Source organism: Streptomyces sp. NPDC059247 (assembly GCF_042754005.1).
In the GTDB taxonomy this organism is placed as follows: Bacteria; Actinomycetota; Actinomycetes; order Streptomycetales; family Streptomycetaceae; genus Streptomyces.
The window spans coordinates 219,575-241,410 of the sequence record NZ_JBHYZW010000005.1; the positions used below are offsets into that span (position 1 = coordinate 219,575).

General features: G+C 71.9%; 14 protein-coding genes. 6 read left to right on the forward strand and 8 right to left on the reverse strand.

Annotated elements, in window-relative coordinates:
- Positions 1-18 precede the first annotated feature (18 nt).
- The 4 genes from ACFXGN_RS12920 (at position 19) to ACFXGN_RS12935 (ending at position 5,621) form a co-directional block, all read left to right on the forward strand.
- Entirely contained in the window at positions 19-1,767 is a 1,749-nt protein-coding gene (locus ACFXGN_RS12920) for an AIPR family protein (protein WP_384857349.1), read from the forward strand.
- Positions 1,768-1,810: 43 nt separating this feature from the next.
- On the forward strand, positions 1,811-3,136 hold the full coding sequence (brxD, locus tag ACFXGN_RS12925) for a BREX system ATP-binding protein BrxD (protein WP_384857351.1): 1,326 nt from the start codon (positions 1,811-1,813) through the stop codon (positions 3,134-3,136).
- Positions 3,136-5,268 (forward strand): DEAD/DEAH box helicase, encoded by a 2,133-nt coding sequence (locus tag ACFXGN_RS12930; RefSeq protein WP_384857354.1) that lies wholly within the window; start codon positions 3,136-3,138, stop codon positions 5,266-5,268. Before brxD ends, ACFXGN_RS12930 begins: the two co-directional genes overlap by 1 nt.
- Positions 5,269-5,492: 224 nt before the next feature.
- Complete coding sequence (locus tag ACFXGN_RS12935; protein WP_384857357.1) at positions 5,493-5,621, forward strand: DUF6408 family protein; 129 nt, start codon at positions 5,493-5,495, stop codon at positions 5,619-5,621.
- Positions 5,622-5,679: 58 nt separating this feature from the next.
- Here the strand turns inward: ACFXGN_RS12935 and ACFXGN_RS12940 are convergent, their stop codons facing one another.
- The 7 genes from ACFXGN_RS12940 to ACFXGN_RS12970 all read right to left on the reverse strand — a co-directional run bounded on the left by ACFXGN_RS12940 (position 5,680) and on the right by ACFXGN_RS12970 (position 15,441).
- On the reverse strand, positions 5,680-7,800 hold the full coding sequence (locus ACFXGN_RS12940) for a DUF2075 domain-containing protein (protein WP_384857741.1): 2,121 nt from the start codon (positions 7,798-7,800) through the stop codon (positions 5,680-5,682).
- A gap of 246 nt (positions 7,801-8,046) precedes the next feature.
- Complete coding sequence (locus ACFXGN_RS12945; RefSeq protein ID WP_384857359.1) at positions 8,047-8,589, reverse strand: hypothetical protein; 543 nt, start codon at positions 8,587-8,589, stop codon at positions 8,047-8,049.
- Positions 8,590-8,962: 373 nt separating this feature from the next.
- Positions 8,963-9,958: a LacI family DNA-binding transcriptional regulator gene (locus ACFXGN_RS12950; RefSeq protein ID WP_384857361.1), complete on the reverse strand. Its 996-nt coding sequence runs from the start codon at positions 9,956-9,958 to the stop codon at positions 8,963-8,965.
- Positions 9,955-11,778: a glycoside hydrolase family 36 protein gene (locus tag ACFXGN_RS12955; protein ID WP_384857363.1), complete on the reverse strand. Its 1,824-nt coding sequence runs from the start codon at positions 11,776-11,778 to the stop codon at positions 9,955-9,957. Before ACFXGN_RS12955 ends, ACFXGN_RS12950 begins: the two co-directional genes overlap by 4 nt.
- A 329-nt stretch (positions 11,779-12,107) precedes the next feature.
- Positions 12,108-13,154: a carbohydrate ABC transporter permease gene (locus ACFXGN_RS12960; protein WP_384857365.1), complete on the reverse strand. Its 1,047-nt coding sequence runs from the start codon at positions 13,152-13,154 to the stop codon at positions 12,108-12,110.
- Positions 13,151-14,062 carry a carbohydrate ABC transporter permease gene (locus tag ACFXGN_RS12965; protein WP_384857368.1) on the reverse strand — a complete coding sequence of 304 codons (912 nt, stop codon included), beginning with the start codon at positions 14,060-14,062 and terminating at the stop codon, positions 13,151-13,153. Before ACFXGN_RS12965 ends, ACFXGN_RS12960 begins: the two co-directional genes overlap by 4 nt.
- Positions 14,059-15,441, reverse strand: a complete 1,383-nt coding sequence (locus ACFXGN_RS12970) for an ABC transporter substrate-binding protein (protein WP_384857371.1) — start codon at positions 15,439-15,441, stop codon at positions 14,059-14,061. Before ACFXGN_RS12970 ends, ACFXGN_RS12965 begins: the two co-directional genes overlap by 4 nt.
- 158 nt (positions 15,442-15,599) lie before the next feature.
- Here ACFXGN_RS12970 and ACFXGN_RS12975 point away from each other — a divergent pair, with 158 nt between their 5' ends.
- Positions 15,600-17,591, forward strand: coding sequence for a hypothetical protein (locus ACFXGN_RS12975; protein WP_384857374.1), 1,992 nt, complete (start codon positions 15,600-15,602; stop codon positions 17,589-17,591).
- The gene (locus ACFXGN_RS12980; RefSeq protein ID WP_384857376.1) at positions 17,588-18,844 is read left to right on the forward strand and encodes an aminotransferase class V-fold PLP-dependent enzyme; all 1,257 of its coding nucleotides are present in this window, start codon (positions 17,588-17,590) and stop codon (positions 18,842-18,844) included. The genes ACFXGN_RS12975 and ACFXGN_RS12980 overlap by 4 nt, the downstream gene beginning before the upstream one ends.
- A gap of 121 nt (positions 18,845-18,965) precedes the next feature.
- Here ACFXGN_RS12980 and ACFXGN_RS12985 read toward each other — a convergent pair whose 3' ends face one another.
- Complete coding sequence (locus ACFXGN_RS12985) at positions 18,966-21,827, reverse strand: pPIWI_RE module domain-containing protein (protein WP_384857380.1); 2,862 nt, start codon at positions 21,825-21,827, stop codon at positions 18,966-18,968.
- Positions 21,828-21,836 lie beyond the last annotated feature (9 nt).

Here is a 21,836-nt window from a genome sequence, read left to right on the forward strand (position 1 = left end):
CCAGATGAGCCAGGAGCCATGAGCGCCAACGACCGTGTCCTGATCAACCAGATGATCGACGACTGGCGGAACACCCGCGCCGTGCCGATGTCGTTCGATGCCGCCTTCGAACGGTTCGCGAGCGAGCACGCGCTGCACGGGTTCGGCCTGTCCGAGGAGGAGATAGAGGCCGGGATCATCGGGGGAGGCAACGACGGCGGCGTCGACGGCGCGTACGTGTTCCTCGGCGGCCGGCTCCTCCACGAGGACAGCGAGATCTTCCAGCAGTCCTCGGCCGTGTCCCAGGTGGAGGCCGGATCGCAGCTCACCCTGTGGCTCGTCCAGGCCAAGACGAGCCCGGCCTTCTCCGAGCTCGCGCTCGACAAGGTGGCCGCCACCTGCAAGGACCTGCTGAACATGGAGGTCGACGAGCAGTCCGTGGCGATCCTCTACAACGAGGACCTGCTGGCCCGCTTCAAGCTGTTCCGCGAGGCCCTGAAGCGACTCGCGCACCGCCATCCGACGATGCTGATCAAGTTCTCGTACGTGACGCGCGGCGAGGCGTCCGAGGTCCACATCAAGGTGCAGACCAAGGCGAAGCTCCTGGAGGCCCAGCTCACCCAGGCGTTCGCCATCTCCACGGGTGAGGTGGAGTTCCTCGGCCCGGCCGAACTCTGGAAGCGTGCCAGCACGATCCCCTCGTACACCCTCGAGCTGCCCTACCAGGAGAGCATCACCCACGGCACCAGCCACATCGCGCTGGTCGGCCTGGGCGAGTACATCGACTTCCTCAGCGACGAGACCGGGACGATCAAGTCGCACATCTTCGACTGGAACGTCCGTGACTACCAGGGCAACGTCGAGGTCAACCGGGAGATCACCGCATCCCTCCAGAAGGCCGACGCACCCGAGTTCTGGTGGCTGAACAACGGCATCACGATCGTGTGCTCCCAGGCCACGTCCGTCGGCAAGCGCCTGAGCCTCTCCGACGTGCAGATCGTCAACGGCCTCCAGACCTCGTACACACTCCACCAGACACTGCGCGAGCTGTACGAGGCCGAGCCGAGCGCCCCCGTCTTCGAACGGCTGGTGCAGGTGCGCATCCTCGTCACCGCCGATCAGGCGGCGCGCGACGCCGTGATCCGCGCCACCAACCGGCAGACCAGTGTCCCCGTCGCCTCCCTGCGGGCCACCGACGACATCCAGCGGCAGATCGAGGCGTACTTCTTCGAGCACGACTGGTTCTACGACCGCCGCAAGAACTTCTACCGGAACCAGGGCAAGCCCACCGACCGCATCGTCAGCATCCCGCTCCTCGCCCAGTCCGTGATGGCGATGGCCCTGGGACAGCCCGACCACGCGCGCGCACGGCCGTCGAGCCTGCTGAAGTCGGACACGGACTACCGGAAGGTGTTCTCCGAGAAGACGGAACTCCCCGTGTACCTGTGGCTCGCCAGGGCTCAGCGCAAGGTGGACGAGTTCCTCCAGTCGACCTCGGAGCCCGTCTCCCGCTCCGAGTACACCAACCTCCACTTCCATCTGGCCATGCTCGGTGCCGTCGACCTGGCCGGCCGCGCCTTCAACAGGCCGGACACGCTGGGCAACGCGGCACGGGAGGAGGTCTTCCCCACCCCCGCGCGCCTCAAGTCGCTGTGGTCGTCGCTCCGCGAGCAGTTCGAGTTCTTCCAGAAGGACCGGCAGTGGGGGCCGGACAAGACCGCGAAGAGCGCGGACTTCGTCGCGCACCTGACGACGACGCTCGGTTACGGCGTCGTCCGCCGTCGATGACGCACCCGGAGGCCCGGACCGCGCCGGATGGGACAATGACCGCGTGAGTGCTCCTCGTCCCACCGTCGTCTCCGCCGCCCGACGGCGCACCGCCCTCGACGCCCTCCGGCGCGGGGCGGTCCCCGAGAGCGGTCTGGATCTGCTGGCCACCGGCCTGGACCGCTTCGAGTCCGCGCTCGACGTGGAACTGGACGCGGTCGCCTCCGGAGCCTCGGTCTTCAAGGCCGTGCGCGGCGAGTACGGCTCGGGCAAGACCTTCTTCACGCGTTGGCTCGGCGAACGTGCCAAGCAGCGGAACTTCGCCGTCTCCGAGATCCAGATCTCGGAGACGGAGACCCCGCTGCACCGGCTGGAGACCGTCTACCGGCGGCTCACCGAGCGCCTGGCGACGGCGAGCTTCCCGCCGAGCGCCCTGCGTCCCGTCGCGGACGCCTGGTTCTACGCGCTGGAGGAGGACGCCCTCGCCGCGGGCGCCGGCGAGACGGAACTGGACGCCGAGGTGGAGAAGCTGCTGGCCGCCCGGCTGGCGGAGGTCTCGCGGCACGCGCCGTCCTTCGCCACCGCGCTGCGCGGCTACCGGTCCGCGCTCGCGGGCGGCGACGAGGCGACGGCCTCGGCCATCCTCGCCTGGCTCGGCGGACAGCCCCACGTCGCCGCGGCAGCCCGGCGCTCCGCGGGCGTACGCGGAGACCTGGACCACTTCGGGGCCCTGGGCTTCCTGCAGGGGCTCCTGACCGTACTGAGGGACTCCGGGCACCGGGGACTCTTCGTCGTCCTCGACGAGGTGGAGACCCTCCAACGGGTGCGGTCGGACGCACGGGACAAGGCGCTCAACGCGCTGCGGCAGCTCATCGACGAGGTCCACTCCGGCCGCTTCCCCGGTCTCTACCTCGTGATCACCGGAACGCCCGCCTTCTTCGACGGCCAGCAGGGCGTGCAACGGCTCGCCCCGCTCGCCCAGAGGCTGGCCACGGACTTCACGACGGATCCTCGCTTCGACAACCCTCGCGCGGTGCAACTGCGGCTGCCAGGATTCACTCAGGAGTCCCTGACCGGCCTGGGGGTGACCATTCGCGATCTGTACGCGTCCGGTGCCACGGCCCCCGACAGGATCAGGACGATGGCCGACGACGCCTATGTCGCCGATCTCGCCCGTGCGGTCGCCGGATCTCTCGGCGGGAAGGTCGGCGTCGCACCCCGGCTCTTCCTGAAGAAGCTGGTCGCCGACGTCCTGGACCGCGTCGACCAGTTCGAGGACTTCGACCCGCGCCGGCACTACCGGCTGACGGTGACGAGCACCGAACTGACCGATGTGGAAAGGAACCTGTCCGCCGCGGTGTCCGCCGACGCCATCGACCTGGAGCTGTGATGACGCACGGCGCGGACCCCGTCGACCGGCTCGACCCCGTCGTCCTCCATCACGTCGTCAACACCCTCGGGTGGCCGGATCTCCGGCCCCTGCAGCGCGCCGCCGTCGATCCGGTGATGGACGGCGAGGACGCGGTGCTGCTCGCCCCCACCGCGGGCGGGAAGACCGAGGCCGCCTGCTTCCCGATCCTCTCGGCCATGTCCGCCGGTGACTGGACCGGCACCTCGGTCCTCTACCTCTGCCCCCTCAAGGCGCTCCTCAACAACCTGGTGACGCGCGTCGACGGGTACGCGCAGTGGCTCGGCCGGACCGCCGCCCTCTGGCACGGCGACACCAAGGAGTCCCAGCGGCGCCGGATCCGTACCGAACGGCCCGACATCCTGCTGACCACACCGGAGTCGCTGGAAGCCATGCTCATCGGCGTGAAGACCGACCACGCGCACCTGCTGGGCGGGGTCAGGGCCGTCGTGGTGGACGAAGTCCACGCCTTCGCCGGTGACGACCGGGGGTGGCACCTGCTGGCCGTCCTCGAACGCCTGGAGCGGGTGACAGGACGTGCGATCCAGCGGATCGGGCTCTCCGCGACAGTCGGCAACCCCCAGGAGCTCCTCACCTGGCTCCAGGGCTCCCGGGCCGGACAGCACCCCGGCAGGATCGTGGCCCCGGACCTGCCCCCGGGCGGGACCACGCCGTCGTCGCCGCCCCCGGGAGAGGTGCAGCTCGACTACGTGGGCTCCCTCGACAACGCCGCCAAGGTCATCGCCGCCCTGCACCGGGGCGAGAAGCGACTGGTCTTCTGCGACTCCCGCCGTCAGGTGGAGGAGCTGGGCGCGGCACTGCGGGCACGGGACGTCACCGTCTTCCTCTCGCACGCCTCGCTCTCCACCGATGAACGGGCACGGTCGGAGCAGGCGTTCGCCGAAGCACGCGACTGCGTCATCGTCTCCACGTCCACCCTGGAGCTGGGCATCGACGTCGGCGACCTGGACAGGGTCGTCCAGATCGACTCCCCCGGCACCGTCGCGTCCTTCCTCCAGCGGATCGGCCGCACGGGCCGACGCCCCGGTTCCACCCGGAACTGCCTGTTCCTGGCGACCCGCAAGGACAGCCTGCTCCAGGCGGCCGGGCTGCTCCTGCTCTGGGGCCGGGGCTGGGTCGAGCCCGTCGTCGCGCCGCCCGACCCGCGCCACCTCGTCGCCCAGCAGCTCCTCGCCGTCACCCTGCAGGAACACAAGCTGGGCGACCAGCTCTGGGCGGAGCAGTGGAACGGCCTCGCCCCCTTCGACCGCTCGGCCGCCCCCGTTCTGCGCCACCTCGTGGAGGAAGGCTTCCTCGACTCGGACGGAGGTCTGCTGTTCATCGGCGAGGAGGCGGAGCGCCGCTTCGGAAAACGGCACTTCATCGAGCTGACCGCGTCCTTCACCGCACCGCCCCAGTTCACCGTCCTGTCCGGCCGCACCGAGATCGGCCGGATGGACCCCGCCGTCCTGACCGAGGAACGGCCGGGCCCGCGCAGACTGCTGCTGGCGGGCCGCAGCTGGCAGGTGACGTTCATCGACTGGGGGCGCAAGAGGGTCTTCGTCGAGCCGGTCGAGAGCGGTGGAGTGGCCAAGTGGTCGGGCGGGTCGGTCGTCGGCCTCTCCCACACGCTCACCCGTGCGATGCGCGAGGTCCTCCTCGGCGCGGATCCCCCCGTGGAACTCACTCGCAGAGCCGAAGTCTGCCTGCGCGACTGGCGCGTCGAGGAAGCCCCCCGCGTGGTCCACCCCGGCGGAACGCTCGTGGTGCGGCAGGGAGACGACGTCCGCTGGTGGACATGGGCGGGTTACCGCGCCAACGCGACGCTCGGCGCGACCCTGGGGTCGATCGCCGACCCCGTCCAACGTCCCACCGACTGCTTCGTCCGGCTGCGGGAGGACCTCACCCGGAGCATGTGGCGGGCCGCCCTGGACGCTGCCCGGTCCGGTCCCGCTCTCGTGCTTCCGGAGGTGGACCAGCGCGCGGTGGCGGGCCTGAAGTTCTCCGCCGCGCTCCCCCCGCGTCTCGCCATGGCGACGGTCGCGGCGAGACTGGCGGACTTCGACGGGGCACGCGCGGCGCTTTCGGAGACGGCCAGATTCCAGTCGGCGTAGTCATGCCGACGCGAAGCGCCGAAGAGGGCTCACCGGCCCCTGTGCCGTGCACTACTGTGGTGCGCGCCGCGCACCTTCCCGGAGGGTACGCCGGCGGTGCTCGGTCACCGGTTCCCGGTCATGACTGACGAATGGTTTCCCCCGCGTCCCGTACGCGGGGTGAGTGCGGATGCCCGGTAGGGCGATCCCTGCCATCTCCGATGTCATGTCGAGGAGTGGTGTTCATGAACCCCGTCGAGTACAAGGCCACGCGTCGCAACCGGTTCCTCAGGGTCCTGGTGGACGTGGGCGTGAGTGTCGTCGCCAACCTTCTGGTGGCGGCCCTGACGGCGGCAGCGCACCTGGTCTTCTGACCCGGGGCGAGTGGCGGGCCCGGGTTGCCCGCCACTCACTCGCGTGGTGCCGTCCCCTTCAGAAGAGCCTGAGGTCGTTCTCGCCTCCGCCCTTCTTCTTGCGCTTTCCGCGGCCTCGTCGCCTCTGGCGTTCACCCGGCGGGTGCACCGGGCGTGCTTCCGGCGGCAGGTTCTCCGTGGTGGGGCGAAGTCCGTGAATCATCACTTCACCGACCAACTCCTTGAGGTAGGTGCGGGTCTCCTCGTCCGTGGAGTAGATCACCGTCGCCCGGCTCGCCCTGGTCATCAGCACGTGGTACGCCTGGCGTACGAGCAGGGCGAATTCGTCGTCGTCAACGCTGCGGGGCTTCACCTTCGGATCGAACGATCCAGCCACGTGGACGCGTTTGACGCCCGACTCCGGATCCTTGCGCTCCTTGCCGCGCTGGAAGACCCACTTTCCGTCACGGCGCACCATGTCCTCGCCCATGATCACACCGCACCAGTCCCATTCGAGACCTTGCGCCGTGTACACGCATCCGATTTGACCGAGTCCGTTCTCGTGCACGGACCAGATTCGCGAAGGCGGAATGTCGTTCTCACAGAAGCTGAGGCTCTTCGCGTTCCACGGGCGATGCCAGCTTCCGATTCGGACATCGGACTCCAGCCTCTTTTTCTTCTTCTTTCCTTTCGGCTTCGTCCACGGCCAGCAATAGCCCGCGACCATCCGAGCGGACGCACCTGCCAACGTCTGGCTGCGGATGATCTGTTCGAGTTCCTCCGGAGTGTCCACGACCTCGACATGCATCAACCCGTCCGGTGTCCACTGCTCAGGTGTATCGTCCGTGAGCTCCAGCAGGTTCTTCACCCAGCGGATGTAGGAACCGCTGCCACCGCACCGGAACTGTTCCCGCAGCCCGTACGTGACGAGTGCGGCGTCGTGCCGCGCGGCCGCCTCCTCGATCAGTTTCACGGTTCCCACCTCCTTCGGCCGCACGGACTGCCCCTCGTCCATGAAGAACACGGTCAGACGGGACGCGGCGAAGAGTTCGTCCACCTGAGGCCCGGTTCCCTGCTGCTCCGACTTCTTGAACCGGTCCTCCGAACGTGCCCTCAAACGGTGTGCCTCGTCGCAGATCAGGATGTCCAGCGGTGGTTCGGGGGGCGTGACGAAGTTATGGAAGTAGACGAACGATTTCCGGAACTCGCGGTCACCGAAACCGATGTGCTCCTGCAGTGCACCGTTGAAGGCTCTGCTGCCGCTGGCATACTTCACCGTGTGTCCCTTGGCCTCCAGTTCGGCCTTCAGCTGCAGTCCGATCGCGCTCTTTCCTGTTCCGGCGCCACCAGTCACCAAAAAGACGGCCCGACGCTCGTCAGGAATCAGGGCAGGACGGCGAGGGTCCGGAAGCACTCTGGAGGCCGCCTCAAGGATGTCGACGGCGACGTCCTTCTGCCTTCCCCTCAACGTGAACACGGTGTCGGCGCCACGCGACCAGATCATGGCGTCCAGCAGCGGAGTGTTGCGCAGTCCCATGCCCTGGAGCAGGATCTCGGCGGCCGAGGAGGCTCCGTCCTCCGCGAAACTCCTCCGGAGGTCCGCCAGAAGCTGCTCGCGGCGGTCGAGCGTGTAGATACGGGAAACCGCCCCGGTCGGCGCATCCACATCGAGGAGAGGGCGAACGGAATCGTCCGTCGCGTTGTGCAAGTACGCGAACCCACCGCATTCGAATGCGAAGCCCCGGAACGGACCCCGGTCACTCGTGAACGCCTTGTAATATTCGCCCAGCTGCAGCGCGGGATGCGTCTTCGCGCCCATGCCCTGCACGTACACCAGATCCGCGGTGGCCTGTTCCACCCTCGTGACCGTCGACCAACGCTTCAGTTCGACCAGCTTGACGGACGGCCGATTCTCGAGCGGGTGACGGCCCACGAGAACGACGTCGATCAGGCGCGGATCGCCCGGGCGGTCGGACTCGTCGATCGTGGCGGCGCACTCGACGACCATCTCCACGTTCCCCCGGCCTGCGGCCACCAGGTCCGTAGCCAGGCTCACCAAGCTCTCCGCCCACGCGGCTCGCTCCGTGGCAGAGGCATCGGCGCCACGGAAGTGACGCCACCTGGCAGCAAGGTGCGGCACCATGAGGCGCCGTGTGTCGAGACCGAGCAGATCCCGCGCCGACATCTTCAGCAGGAGCATGGACACGAGGTGGTTCCCCCAGGGCACGAGTGACTCGTGCGGATGGGGGCATGTCCTCGAGAGGAAGCCCGTCGGGCCGCAGACTTGCCGCGATCTTACTGAACGGACGGGTGCCGCCCGCAGGCGCGTGGCTCCCGCTCGCCGTCCGGGCGGTTCGGATCATCTCTCGCCGGAAGGCCACGGAACGACGGGAAACGATGGGCCGCCCCCTTTTCCGGGGGCGGCCCTCCTCGCGGGTTCCGGTGGCTACTCGCCGTCCTCGTCCTCGAAGTAGGCGTCCAGTGCCGCGTCCAGTTCCTTCTCCCAGACGGGGAGCCGGTCGCGGTCCGGGGCGATGATCTCGATGGGGTACCAGCGGGGGCCGGGGGTGTGCACGGTGACGAGGAAACGGCGGCCGAAGCGCTTCGACTCCGACTCGACCGCGCTGATCTCGTCCCAGCGGAACTCGCACGCCTCCTCGTCGTAGCTCAGCCGGACGCCCTCGGCGTCCGCGACGATCCTGCCCCGCCGGTCCGCCGCCTCGAAGACGGGGCCGTCGGCCGCTTCGGGGGTGTCGTCCTCGGGTTCCTCCTCGGCCGGTGTGTCCGTGTCCGCCTCGGCGTCCGCGGGTTCGGGCTCGCCCTCGGCGGGCGCGTCGGCGGCTGCCGGGCGCGCGTCCTCGGGCGGTTCCTCCTCGGCCTTCGGCGTCGCCACCGGGGCGGGCGCCGCCATGATGCCGGGTATGAATCCCGGGTCCGCCGAGGCGCCGGGCAGGGGCTGGGTGCTGGGTCCTGTGCTCTGCTGCTCCACGGCCGCAGTATGGCCGACGCGGCTGTGGAGTGCGTAAAGAGGTTCGATCCGGGGGCGGGATTTCTGTGTGGGCGGGGTCCTCGTTCCGCCGGACGGGTGGTCGGGGCGGAGTCTGCGGGGAGCCCCGGGCCCGGCTCCGTACCCCCGCTCCGTATGACCCGGCTCCGCGTCCCCGCTCCGTACGGCCGATCCCGTACGACCGATCCCGTACGACCCGGCTCCGTACCGCCGATCCCTTACGGACGCGGACCCGCACGCCCCGGGCCCGTACGCCCGATCCCGTACGACCCTGGCCCGTACGCCTGATCCTGTTACGGGCGCGGGCCCGTACGCGACGGAGCGTACGGACGCGGTCCCGTACCCCCGCCCCCCGTCAGTCCTTCGCCGGGCCCGTCGAGGCGCGGATCACCAGTTCCGGGTCGAAGAGGAGTTCCCCCGTCGGCACGTCCCGGTTGCTGACCAGGGCCAGGACCGAGCGGCCGACCTCCAGGGCCAGGCGGTCGGCCGGCTGGCGGACCGTGGTGAGCGCGGGGTCGGTGAACTCCGTGACCGAGGTGCCGTCGTAGCCGACCACGGAGACGTCCTCGGGCACCGAGAGGCCCTGGCGGCGGAGTCCCCGGACCGCGCCGAGCGCCATGTAGTCGCTCGCCGCGACGATCGCCGTGACGCCCAGGCCGACGAGGACCGAGGAGGCCGCCTGGCCGCCCTCGACGGTGTAGGACTGGCGGACCACCCAGCGCTCGGCGTCCGCCACGCCCCGGCGGGCCATCGACTCGACGAAGCCCCGGACCCGCCGGTCGGCGGGCCGGTTCCCGGCCGGTCCCGAGGCCATGCCGATACGGCGGTGGCCGAGCCGGTGCAGATGGTCGACGGCGAGTTCGGCGGCGAGGGCGTCGTCCGTGGAGTACACGGGGACGGGCACCCCGTCGGCGAACTCGCCGTTGACGCCGACGTACGGCACCCGGCGCTGGCGCAGCAGTTCGTAGCTCTCGGTGTCGGCGCCCTCGACCGTGTTGGACGCGGAGAGGAAGACGACGGCGGCGACGCCCTTGTCGACGAGCGCGGTGAGGAAGTCCAGTTCCTGCACCCCGCCGGGGAAGACCGGGCAGAGCACCGTCTTCAGACCGTGCGGGGCGAGTGCCGACTCGATGCGCTCGGCGACGTCCGCGAAGAACGGGTTGGAGACGAACTCGGTGACGACCGCGACCAGTTGACCCTGGGTGGCCCGCTCGTACCCCAGCTCGACCATGGCCCGCTCGACGGCCTCGCGGGTCTTGCGGGACACCCCCTGGCGCCGGTTGATCACCCGGCTGACGGTGGCCTCGCTGACCTGTGCGTGGGCTGCGAGGTCGGTGATGCCGACCTTCATCGCGGTCCTTCCGTGAGAGTGAGCGACACCAGGCCGCCGCGTGGGACGTTCAGCGGCCCCGGCCCCTCCGGCAGCGGCGTCGGACGGTCGCCCATCATACGTCCGTCGGGTCCGTGGACCCGGGCGGAGAACGTTCCCCCGCCGCCCGTGACGTCGACCACGAGCCGGTCCCCGCCGGTGCCGTTGACGAGGTGGAAGACCCGGTGGGCGGCGGTGTCGAGCGGGACGACCCGGTCACCGTGCACACTGATCAGGCACTCCTCGCCCCGGACCGCGGTGACCAGCGGATAGAGGTCGTCCGGTCTGCCCGGTTCGGTCTCCCCTTCGAGGATCAGCTCCCGGTGCGCGCGCCACCAGCCAAGCCAGAACCGTACGGTCTCGCGGTGCGCCTCGGGCACCCGGTCGAGACGGACGGAGATCTGCGGTACGGAGTGGAGGGCGCCGATCAACTGCCGGGCGACGGCCTCGGGCGGGGCGTCGGCGGACCACAGGAGCATGTCCGAGTGGACGGCGCCGCCGACCGCGAGGAGCGCGGTGTCGAGGGTGCGGACCCGGTTGGCGGTGGCGTCGGCGGGGCAGTCGAAGGACCGCAGCATGTTCCCGTACGGGGCCATGCCGGGGCCGGTGTACGGCTGGCGCAACTCGATCAGCACGTCGGGCCGTACGGCTTCGAGGGCCTCGCGCAGTTCGGCCAGGAGCGTGGTCATGGCGTGGCCGACGTCGCCGTGTCCGTCGCCCGCGTAGACGGCGGCCTCGTCGAGGAAGTCGAGCTTGAGCCCGTCGAGTCCGTGCTCCGCGACCAGCCGGACGCACAGGCCGACGACGTGCGCGCGGACCTCGGGGAGACGGGGGTCGAGGACGTGGGCGCCGGGGACCGTCGCGGGGCGGGGCGCAGCGGCGGCCCAGCGCGGGTGGCAGTCGGCGCCGGGGCCGAGGAGGAGGGGCGCGGCCCACAGGAGGTAGCGCAGGCCGTGGGCCCGGACGCGGGCCACATGGGCGGTGAGATCGGGGAACTTGGCAGGGTCGGGCGTCCAGTCGCCGACGCCGGAGTAGCCCCGGCCGGAGCCGTACCGCTGCCAGCCGTCGTCGAGGATCAGGGCGCCGCAGCCGAGTCCCGCCGCGAGGGCGGCCTGGATCTCGACGGCTTCGGCGGTGACGTCCTGGTTGAAGGCGTACCAGGTGGAGTAGACGGGGACGCGGGCCGCGTCGGGGACGGGCATGGGCGGGTGGGCGGCGGCGAAGTGGGCGCGCAGCGGGCGCAGGGCGGCGGCGACGGACGCGGCGCGGGGCGCGAGGAGCAGTCGGTGGGGCCGGGCGGCGGCGGGCAGCCGGAGGTGGACGACGTGGGTGTCGTTCTCCTCGGAGACGCCGTAGCGGACGGTGGCCTCGGTGACGGGGTCGGCGGCGGCCCAGGTGAGGAGGGTGGTGCCGGAGTGCTCGTAGAGGCTGCCCGCGGCGGGGCCGTCGACCAGGCAGGTGGTGGTGCGGCCCGCCCAGTCGGGGACGAGGGTGCGGCGCCAGCCGCCCTGGGGGTGCCAGTAGCCGGTGGCGTCGCCGAGGGGGACGGAGAGCCGGATCTCGACGGGGGCGCCGGGGGCGTGGACGTCGAGGGCGCGCAGACCGCCGGGTCCCGGGAGGTCGGTGAGGGTCCAGCGCGGGTCGGCGCCGGGGGCGACGAGGGCGATCGACACCTGGTCGAGGAGGGGTTCGGCGGGGGCGGGGACGTCGTGGGCGGTGGTGAGGGGTTCGGGGGCGGCCGGGGCCCCGGGAGCGCCGGGAGCCCCGGGAGCCCCGGGGGTGGTGGCGGGTGAGGGCGTCACGGGCTCGGGCCGCGCCGGGGGTGTGGGGGCGGGGCCGGTGGCGGCGGGGCCAGTGCCCGCAGGTCCGGTGGTGGCGGGGCCGGTGGACGCGAGCCCGCTAGTGGCGGGCCCGGGACCCGCAGGTCCAGTGGAGGAGGGCCCAGTGCCCGCAGGGCCGGTGGTGGCAAGGCCGGTGGGCGCGGGCCCGGTAGAGGCGGGCCCGGGACCCGCAGGCCCAGTGGAGGAGGGCCCGGTAGTGGCGGGCACGGTGGCGGCAGGCCCCGTGCCCGCAGACCCGGTGGGCGCGGGCACGGTGGTGGTGGGTTCGGGCGACGGGTGGGTGTTCATGGTCATTCCTTCACCGCTCCCGCGAGGAGCCCGGAGACGAAGTGGCGCTGGAGGAGGAGGAAGACGATCGCCATCGGGACGGCGGCGATCGAGGTGCCGGCGAGGATGGCGCCGTAGTCGGTCTCGTCGAGTCCCTGGAGGGAGGCGAGGGCGACCGGGATGGTGAAGGTCAGCTCGTCACGGAGCACGATGAGCGGCCAGATGAAGTCGTTCCACTGGTAGAGGAAGAGGAAGATCGCGAGGGCGGCGAGCGCGGGCCGCATCGGGGGCAGCGCGACCCGGAGGAAGAGCCTCAGTTCGCCGCAGCCGTCCATCCGTCCGGAGTCGAGGAGTTCCTCCGGGAGCGCGGCCATGGACTGGCGCATGAGGAAGATCCCGAAGGGCAGGGCGAGGTTGGGGGCGATGACCGCCTGATAGGTGCCGAGCCAGTGGAGTTCGGCCATCATCCGGAAGAGCGGGACGAGGGTGATCTGGGCGGGCACGACCAGACCGAGCATCAGCAGGCCGAAGAGGGCCTCCCGGCCACGGAAGCGGTAGGTGGCGAAGCCGTATCCGGCGAGGGTGCAGACGGCCCCGGCGAGCAGGGTGTAGACGGTCGCGATGCCGAGGGAGTTGAGGACGACCCGGCCGAAGTGGGCGGTCTCCTGGAGGGTGGCGAGGTTCTCGGCGAGGTGGCCGCCGGGCAGCACCGGCGGCGGGCTGGAGAACAGGTCCTGGGAGCTGTGGGTGGCGCCGACCACGAGCCAGTAGAAGGGGACCACGACGACGGCGAGGACGATGGCCAGACCGGAGGTGAGGAGGATCGAGCGGCCGGCCCGGGTGGGGCGCGTGGTGCGGTCACGCGCGGGACGGGCGGGGCGGGCGGCGGCTCGTACAGGCGTCCCGGGTGCTCGTACGGTCGTCCCCGGTGCGTGTGCGGGTGTCCCCGGTGCGCGTGCGGCGGGCGGGCGCCCGGTTCGTCCGGCGGTCCTCCCGGCCGGTCCGGTGTCCTTCCCGGTCGGTTCCGTGGAGTCGTCGGCCTGTCCCGTGGATCTCTCGGCTGGTCTCACGACTTGTCTCCCAGGAGGCGGAACTGGAGCAGGCCCAGGAGTCCGATGAGGACGGTGAGGGCGTAGGCGACGGCGGAGGCGTATCCGAAGTCGAAGTAGGTGAAGGCGTTGCGGTAGAGGTACATGCCGAGGGTGAGGGTGGCGTTGTCGGGGCCGCCGCCGGTGAGGACGGTCGGCTCGTCGAAGAGCTGGAGGGTGCCGATCGTCGACAGGACGGTGGTGAGCAGCAGCGCGGGGCGGAGTCCGGGCAGGGTGACGTGCCGGAAGGCGGTGAGGGCGCCCGCTCCGTCGACGGCGGCGGCGTCGTACAGCTCGCGGGGCACGGTCTGGAGGCGGGCGAGCAGGATGACGGCGTTGTAGCCGGTGTAGTGCCAGGTGAGGGCGAGGCCGAGGGAGATCCGGGCCCAGGTGCCGTCGGTGAGCCAGGGCACGGGGTCGAGGCCGAGGAGTCCGAGGGCCCAGTTGACGAGCCCGTAGTCCTTGTTGAGGAGGACCGAGAAGACGATGCCGTACGCGACGAGGCCGGTGACCATCGGCAGGAAGAAGCCGAGGCGGAAGACGGAACGGCCTTTCAGGAGCGTGGAGTTCAGCGCGACGGCCAGGCCGGTGGCGAGGGCCAGCATGAGCGGGACCTGCACGACGAGGATGACGGCGGTGTTGCGGAGCGCGGTCCACAACAGCGGGTCGTCGACCAGCCGGGCGTAGTTGTCGAGGCCGACGAAGGTGTCGACGCCCGCGACCGTGCGGTGCAGGCTGAGGACGAAGGACCAGCCGATGGGGTAGAGCTTGAAGGCGCCGAAGAGCAGCAGGGCGGGCAGGACGAAGAGGTACGGGGCCGCCCGGCCGCGCCGGGGCCGGGGGCGGGGGCGGGGGCGGGCGGCGGCCGGGAGGGGGTCGGCCAGGCTCATCGAGCGGCCTTCCGGCCGGTCTGCCGGACGAGTTCGGCGGCGGCGGCGCGGAGTACGGCGGCCGGGTCCGCGCCCTTGAGGAGGACCTTGGTCTGGGCGTCGGTGACGAGCCTGAGGGCGCGGGCGTAGTCGGCGGTGTAATTGACCGGCGGGGAAGGCGCCTTGAGGGCGGCGAGGAAGACCTCGCCCTTCTTCTGGCCGCCGAAGAAGGCGGACGGCTCGTGGAAGACGGCGTCGTCGTACGCCTTCATGAGGGCGGGGGCGATGCCCTTGCCCCGGTAGATCCTCACCTGGGAGGCGGGCCGGGTGAGGGCGTACTCGACGAAGGTCCAGGCGGCGGCCTGGTGCTTGCTGCTGCCCGCGACGGCGAGGTGGGTGGAGTTGACGGTGGCGGCGGTGGGGCCGCCCCGGCGGACGGCCGGGGGCAGCCGGACCTTCCACCGTCCGGCCTCCTCGGGGACCTGCTCCTCGATGATGCCGCCGAACCAGGTGGGCCAGGGCAGGACGGCGTTGGTGCCCTTCTTGAGGGAGCTCATCAGGGTGTTCCAGCCGCCGGAGAGGTCGCTGACGAGACCGGCGTCGTTCATGGTCTTGATCAGGGTCATGGCCTTGACCGCCTCGGGCGAGTCGAGGGTGACGCGGCCTTCGAGGTCGAAGTAGAAGGCGCCCTGGAGCTGGAGCAGGAGCTGGAAGAAGTTGGCGGCGTCGGGCTGCGAGGCCGGCTTGTCGAGACCGAGGAGGTGGGCGCCGGTCTTCGCCTTGAGGACCTTGCCCGCCTCGACGGTCTCGTCCCAGGTCTGGAGGGCGTCGGCGTCGACGCCCGCCTTCTCGAAGAGGTCGGCGCGGTAGTAGAAGCCGGCCGAGTTGGCTTCCCAGGGGAGGGCGTCGACCCGCTTGCCGTCGGGGCAGACCGTGCCCCAGAGCCCGGCGGCGAAGGCGTCCTTGTGGGCGGTGGCGCCGAGCGGGGCGAGGTCGGCGAGCCCGCCGGGGAAGCGTTCGACGTAGCCGGGGAGGTAGTCGACGCCGATGTGCAGGACATCGGCGAGGCCCTGGCCCCCGGCGGCGAGACCGGCGGTGATCTTCTCCCAGATCGCGGGGTTGCCGATGTCCTCGACGGTGACCTGGATGCCGGGGTGCGCCTTGTTGAACTCCGGTATCAGGGCCTTGAGTTCGGCGGCGGGACCTTGCCAGGACCAGACGGTGATCCGTCCCTTGCCGGGGTCGCCCTTGCTTCCGGCGCCCGCCGTGGCGCCGGTGCCGGAGCAGGCGGCGAGGGCGAGTCCGCCGAACGCGGCGGCGAGGGCGCCGCCGCCCATGCGCAGGACGCCTCTGCGTCCGGGGGCCGATCTGTCCGCGTCGTCGCGGGTGGTGTCGCTCATGGGGCCGGACAGTACAAGCGCCCCTCCTTCACTTGCAATGCCTCGGTGAAAACTTTCAGTTCATCCAGCCGTTCAAGAACGGCAGAATCATTGCAAGCCTGCGTCAAGGTTGCTAGCGTGCCGCGCGCCGATCCCGCCCACCCTCACCGGGAGATCCGATGACGCGTTCCCGCCTGGCCCTCAGATCCGCGGTCGCCCTGCTCGCCGCCCTCGCCCCGCTCGCCGTCGCCCCGGCCGCGCCCGCCGCGCCCGCTCCCCCCGTCACGGCTCCCGCCACCGGGGCGCCCGCCCCGCTCGCCGTCTCCGACCCCGGCTTCGAAGCGGGCGGCACCGGCTGGGAGTTCACCTCCGGCACCGGTACGGCCACCAACCAGCCGCACGCCGGTTCCCGGCTCGCGTACCTCGACGAGGGCGACGGCATGAAGGTCTCCCAGACCGTCACCGCCACCGGCCGGGGCAGGTACGTCGTCTCCGCCTGGATCGCCACCGGAGGCACCGGCGGCCGGTACGCACTCCGCGTCAACGGCGCCCCCGCCGCCGTCCTGGAGCTGCCCTCGGCGGCCCATTACCGCCGCTACACGCTGGGCCCGGTCACCCTCGCCCCCGGCGACCGGCTGGAGATCGCCTTCGAGTCCGGCCGGGGCTGGGTCAACGCCGACGACGTGATGGTCTCCCCCGCCGCCGCCGCGCCCCGGGTGACCTCCAGCGACCCCGAACTGACCGCGATGTTCGGCTGGGCCGCGAGCAAGGCCAACAGCTGGGTCCACCTCCCCGGCACCGAGGGCCCCCTGAACGCCGACGAGCGGCAGACCGGCGGCGACGGCACCGGCGTCTACGCCCCCTCCTACTGGGCCGGTTACGCCAACCGCAGCGGCTACTACTCCCGGGACATGGCCCACCAACTGGCGGGCGCGGGCGCCCTCGGACTGCACGCCGAGAACAAAGCGATGCTCCGCGCGTTCGCCGCCTCCGCCACCGCCGAGCACGCCTACTACCCGGTGTGGGCCCTCAACTTCGACAACCGCACCTATCTGTCCATCGACTACCGCCGCCCCGACCTCTTCGTCCGCGAAGTCCCCGCCGTCTTCGAACTGGTGCAGAAGGCCGAGGAGGCGTACCGCTGGACCGACGACCGGAGCTATCTCGACGACCCGGCGCTCTGGGACTTCTACCGGCACGCCACCGAGGAGTTCGTCACCCTCCACGACGGCCGGAAGGACAACGGGCGCCGGGTGAAGGTGGCCGAGGGCACCGGCAAGGGCATCTTCCAGGGCGTGGCCAGCTACAACGAGCAGAGCGACGAGCCGCTCGCCGAGGCGGGCGACGCCATCGGCTCCCAGTACCAGGCGTACCTGGCCATGTCGGCGCTGGCCCGCGCCAAGGGCGACGGACGCCTGGCCGCCGACTTCGCCCGCCGCGCCCGCGACCTCAAGAAGTACTTCAACTCCGAGTGGAGCGGCACCGGTTCGGGCGCCGACATGGTCCGCGGCTACACCACCGACGGGCAGCCGCTGACCGGCTGGGGCAAGGAGAACAGCTGGTTCATGCCGATGAAGGGGATCGTCGCCCCGGGCGCCCGCCGCGAGGCCTACCTCGACTACGTCGACGCCCAGGCGGAGGGCGCGGGCCGCCCCGACAACATCGAGGCCCTGACCTATCTGCCCGACACCTTCTTCGCCAACGGGCGTCCCGACACCGCCTGGAAGTGGATGCGGCACGTCTACGCCGAGAAGGACGTCCAGCACGTCAACAGCCGCCAGGGCACCAACGGCGACTATCCGGAGGTCTCCTTCACCCTGGTCGGCCAGACCGTACGGGGCCTCCTCGGGGTCACCCCCGACGCCCCGGCCCGCACCCTCGCCACCCGGTCCGCACTGCCCACCGGCATGGCCTGGCTCGGCATCGAGGACCTGCGGATCGGCGACTCCGCCTTCGCGCTCCGGCACGACGGCACCCGCCGCTCCACCCTGACCCACACCACGGGCTCCGCCCCGTACACCTGGGAGGCCCGGTTCCCCGGCGCCCACCGCACGGTCCGCGTCGACGGCGTCACCCGCCCGGCCCGGGTCGAGGTGCTCGACGGCGTCACGACCACGACGGTCCGGGTGAAGGTGGCGCCGGGCCGCACGGTGACGGCGGAACTCCGATGAGCGCCGGGAACGACGAGGACCGCACGGCGTCGACCGGACCCGACGGCCTCCACGACGTCTCGCCCGGCGTCTTCCCCGACGCCCTGCCCGGCGTCTCACCCGGCGTCCTGCCCGACGCCCTCCCCGACGTCTTCCCCGGTGGAGCGGAGCTCTTCCGGCTCGACGGACGGATCGCGCACCTCAACCACGGCTCCTACGGGGCCGTCCCGCTGCCCGTGGTCCTGGAGCAGCGGCGGATCGCCGCCGAGGCGGCGGCCGACCCGGACGCCTTCTTCCTCGGCGCCCCGGACCGGCTCGCCGCTGCCCGGACACGGATCGCCGCCCGGCTCGGCACGGACCCGGACGGCACCGCGCTCGTCACCAACGCCACCGAGGCTGCGCACCTGGCCCTCGACTCGGTGGGGCTCGGCCCGGACGACGAGGTGCTGGTCACCGACCACGGGTACGGCACGGTCACGGCCGCCGCCGCCCGGCGGGCCCGGCTCGTCACCGTCCCGCTCGACCCGGAACTGCCGGACGAGGAGGCGGTGCGGAAAGCGGTACTGGCCGCACTGACCCCCCGTACGAAGGTGGCGCTGCTCGACCAGATCAGCTCGCCGACGGCCCGGATCGTCGCGGGACCCGGGCTGCTCGCGGACCTCGCCGCGCGGGGGGTGACCACGGTAGTGGACGGGGCGCACGCCCCGGGGATGCTGGCCGAACCGCTCGCCGGACGGCCCGACCTGTGGTTCGGCAATCTGCACAAGTGGGCGTACGCGCCCCCGGGCAGCGCCGTCCTGGTGGTCGCGCCCGCGCTCCGCGACCGGGTCCCGGCGCCCGTGCCGTCCTGGGAGGACCACCGGGGCTTCCCGCGCTCGGTGGAGTACCGGGCCACCGCCGACTACACCGGCCCGCTCGCCGCCCCCGAGGGCCTGGACCTGCTGCGGCGGCTGGGCGCCCCCGCCGTACGACGGCACAACGCGGCCCTGGTCGCGCACGGAGCGTCCCTCCTCGCGGCCCTGCCCGGGGTGCGCCCGCTGCCCTGGGACGAACGCCTGTCGATGCGCTCCCTGCGCCTGCCGGAACGCTTCGCCCGTACGAAGCCGGAGGCGGAGGCCCTGCGCGAGGAACTCATGACCCGCCTCGGCTGCCGGGTGGCGGTCTGGCCCTGGGAGACCGGCGGCGGACTCCGCATCTCCGGCCAGATCTACAACCACCCGGCGGAGTACGAGGCGCTGGCGCGGGGGGTGGGGGAGGTGCTGGACGGGCGGTGAGGGACGGGGCCCCGCCCCGCTTCCCCCTGAGGGCACGGTCCCGCTTCCCCTTCCGGGGACGAGGGCCCGCGCCCCAGGAAGGGGGGTGCGGGCCCTCGGTGACGCACCCTGACCGCACGTCTCAGCAGCGCTCTCCATGGTCGCCCGGAGGAAGCTCCGTCACCGATCCCTCCGGGGAGGGCCCGCCCTGCTCCTCCACCGCCGCACCGGCACCCGGAACTGCCTCACGCGGCGTGCCCCGCCCCGCCAGGGGGAGCACGTACTCCCCCGCGAGGCGTGCCAGGTGCAGCGGGAGCGGTCGCGCGAGCGGCGGATAGTCGTCGTGGTGGCGCAACTGATGGGCCAGCGTCGCCCACTCCGCCGGGCGGTCGGGCGTCCCGCCCTCGCGCCCGGCGTCCGCCAGTGCCTTCTCCGACAGACAGCCCAGTACCGTGATCTCCAGTTGTCCCGGGTTCCAGGCCGTCTTTCCGGGGGCCGTGCGGCCCGCCGCCGTGGGCACCAGCTTCATCAGCCCCTTCGGGAGCTTCGCGGCGGTGTGCGGAGTGGCGGTCGTACTGGCGAACACCCGGCTCTCCGGGTCGCCGGTGCCCCACACCCCTTCGGCGAAACCGACCTTCCCCTGCGCGTCGTGGGCGTACCACTCCGCGACCTCGCCCCGCCCGTTCGCGTCCCGCAGGCACACCACGCGGAGGTCGTTGCCGTAGCTCGCGAGGCGCTGATCGGGTTCCGTGCCGAAGCCCAGCACGTCGTGGCCCAGCGAACCGTTGCGCAACCTCGGCCAGCACTGTCGGAGGTTGACCGCATCCACCAGCAGGAGCGTCGGCCGGTCCCGCAGCTGGAAGAGCAGGGTCCGGATCTGCCGCTCGATCTCCTGCCGCCTGCGCTGGTCCACACCCGTACGATCGGCCGACCGACCCGCGTCCCCGGCGGCACCGGCGGCACCGGCGGCACCGGCGGCACCGGGACCGTCCGGCGTCGCGGACCCACCGTCCGGTTCCCGGGCCTCGGCGAGCAGAAGCAGCAGCTTCGGGTAGGAGACCCACTCGGCGCGCTCGGCGTCCCATCCCTCGATCGCGCCGGGGCCGCCGCCCGGCCGGACCCGCACCGCCACGAGCCGGTGGACTGGATGCCGTGTGGGGCCCTTCCTCGTGTGGCGGACGAGCCAGAGCGCCGCGTACTGGAGATCGCCGGGAATTCCCGCCCCCACCCGGTGAGCGGGCGGGCTGATCGCACCGAGCTGCCGGAACGCGTCCAGCCAGGTCCATCGCGCACGGTGCTCCATGGCGGTGTCGCTGTCGTCCGCCAGGTTCACGAACTGGCTGAGCCACCCCCGCCGCGCCCAGGCGACGCGCAGCGCGTGCTTGGGGTCGGAGTCGGGGACGGCGGTGAACCGTTCCTTGCCCGCGATCTCGGCGATCACGACGCCGACGGCGTCGCACGGCGGGGCCGTCCGCTCCGCCACCGCGCCGCAGCGCTCCTCCACCGCCTCGGCGAACCGCACGCCCTTCGGACGCCTGCGGTCGCGGGAGACCTTCAGCGCGTCGGCGACGGCTCCGGCGGGCCGGGCGCGGACCAGGATCTCGATGCCCTCCCCCTGCCACCGCCAGGTGTCGTCGGACTCCGGACCCACGCGCGTGCCGGGCGGGAAACCGATGAGCCCCGGCAGTTCCGAGAGGAGCGCGGCGCGGGTCTCCGGGGACTGCCAGTGGATCTCGACCTCCAGCGGACGCCCTTCCAGGGCACGCGCCAACGCCGCGCGGCGCAGCAGGGTCAGCCGCGCCTCCCGCACCCCCGGGGCGCTCCTGGCGCCCGAACGGGGCAGCAGCGAAGGGGTGTTGCGCCGGGTCACCCTGGTGAGGTCGGGGACCCGGCGCAGCATCGGGCCGAGCCCCTCCTCGACCCAGGTGTCCAGATCGGCCCGCTCCCGTGGCATCAGTCCGCTGCCGACCGCGTGGGGGCCGATCGCCGGATGGTGGACGATGCCCGCCGCCACGTCTCCGCATCCGTCGATCCAGCGTTCCGGGTGGGCGAAGAGGTCCGCGGGTTCCGGGTAGCGGCGCACGATGTCCAGCTCGGGCAGCAGGGGCACGGAGCTGTGGCGGCGCCAGACGAGTTCCTTCCGGCGCCGGTCGTGACCGAGGGTGTTGGCGGTCAGGCGGTAGCCCCTGTCCGGGCCCTCCGGCCAGGGCAGCGGGGTGTCCAGGAGCACCGTCGATCCGCTGAACCGATGCGGCGGGACGTCCAGGCGGGTGGCCCAACGGCGTACGTGGGTGGACACATGGACCCGGAACCGGTCGGCGAACGGGACCGTGTGGACGGTAATGCCCAGACACGCCGAGTAGTACCAGGTCCGTTTGCGGTGCTCGTACCGCTGGGGCGGCCAGGAGACGAGGCGCGCCTCGTTCCCCGAGCTCTCGACCCGGAAGTGGAGGGTGGCGCCGCCCGTACGGAAGGGACGGGCGGCGAGCCGGAAGGCGACCCATTCCGGCAGCAGGCCGTAGAGCCGGGCCGCGGGTTCCGCGGTGCCGCCCGCCGACGTCAGCGTCTCGGTGAGGTCGACCCGCTCGCTCTCCCAGCGCGGGAGGAGGGCCGGAACGGCCGGATCCTCCGTCAGCAGCCTCTCCTCCAGGTCCGTCTCGTCGTCGTCCTCGCAGTCCGGCGACAGGCTCGCCGCCCAGGTGCCGATCACCGGGGCGAGCACCTCCGGGGGCACGTCCTCCCGCGCGTAGAGCCATGGCGGACGGCCGTCCACGGCCGCGTTGCGGCCGGTCGCGATCACGCCGGGCGCCACGGCCCGGAGAAGGAAGTTGAGCCGCCGCACCGGCAGCCGGTCGGCACGGCTCCTGCCTCCGTCGCCCCCGGCGCGCATCCGGACCAGCTCCGCACGCAGCTCCTCCCCGAGCCGCAGCACACGCAGGTCCTCCTGCCACGGCCCGTGCAGGGGGTCGGGCTCGTAGGCGGCCGAGCGGATGGTGGGGTACATGGTGTCTCC

Bases quoted from the DNA above. Each gene is read 5' to 3' on its own strand.
- ACFXGN_RS12980 (WP_384857376.1), top strand. From the start codon at position 17,588: ATGAGCGCCGGGAACGACGAGGACCGCACGGCGTCGACCGGACCCGAC.
- ACFXGN_RS12930 (WP_384857354.1), top strand. From the start codon at position 3,136: ATGACGCACGGCGCGGACCCCGTCGACCGGCTCGACCCCGTCGTCCTC.
- ACFXGN_RS12965 (WP_384857368.1), bottom strand. From the start codon at position 14,062: ATGAGCCTGGCCGACCCCCTCCCGGCCGCCGCCCGCCCCCGCCCCCGC.
- ACFXGN_RS12935 (WP_384857357.1), top strand. From the start codon at position 5,493: ATGAACCCCGTCGAGTACAAGGCCACGCGTCGCAACCGGTTCCTCAGG.
- ACFXGN_RS12985 (WP_384857380.1), bottom strand. From the start codon at position 21,827: ATGTACCCCACCATCCGCTCGGCCGCCTACGAGCCCGACCCCCTGCAC.
- ACFXGN_RS12920 (WP_384857349.1), top strand. From the start codon at position 19: ATGAGCGCCAACGACCGTGTCCTGATCAACCAGATGATCGACGACTGG.
- ACFXGN_RS12950 (WP_384857361.1), bottom strand. From the start codon at position 9,958: ATGAAGGTCGGCATCACCGACCTCGCAGCCCACGCACAGGTCAGCGAG.
- ACFXGN_RS12975 (WP_384857374.1), top strand. From the start codon at position 15,600: ATGACGCGTTCCCGCCTGGCCCTCAGATCCGCGGTCGCCCTGCTCGCC.
- ACFXGN_RS12940 (WP_384857741.1), bottom strand. From the start codon at position 7,800: ATGCTCCTGCTGAAGATGTCGGCGCGGGATCTGCTCGGTCTCGACACA.
- ACFXGN_RS12970 (WP_384857371.1), bottom strand. From the start codon at position 15,441: ATGAGCGACACCACCCGCGACGACGCGGACAGATCGGCCCCCGGACGC.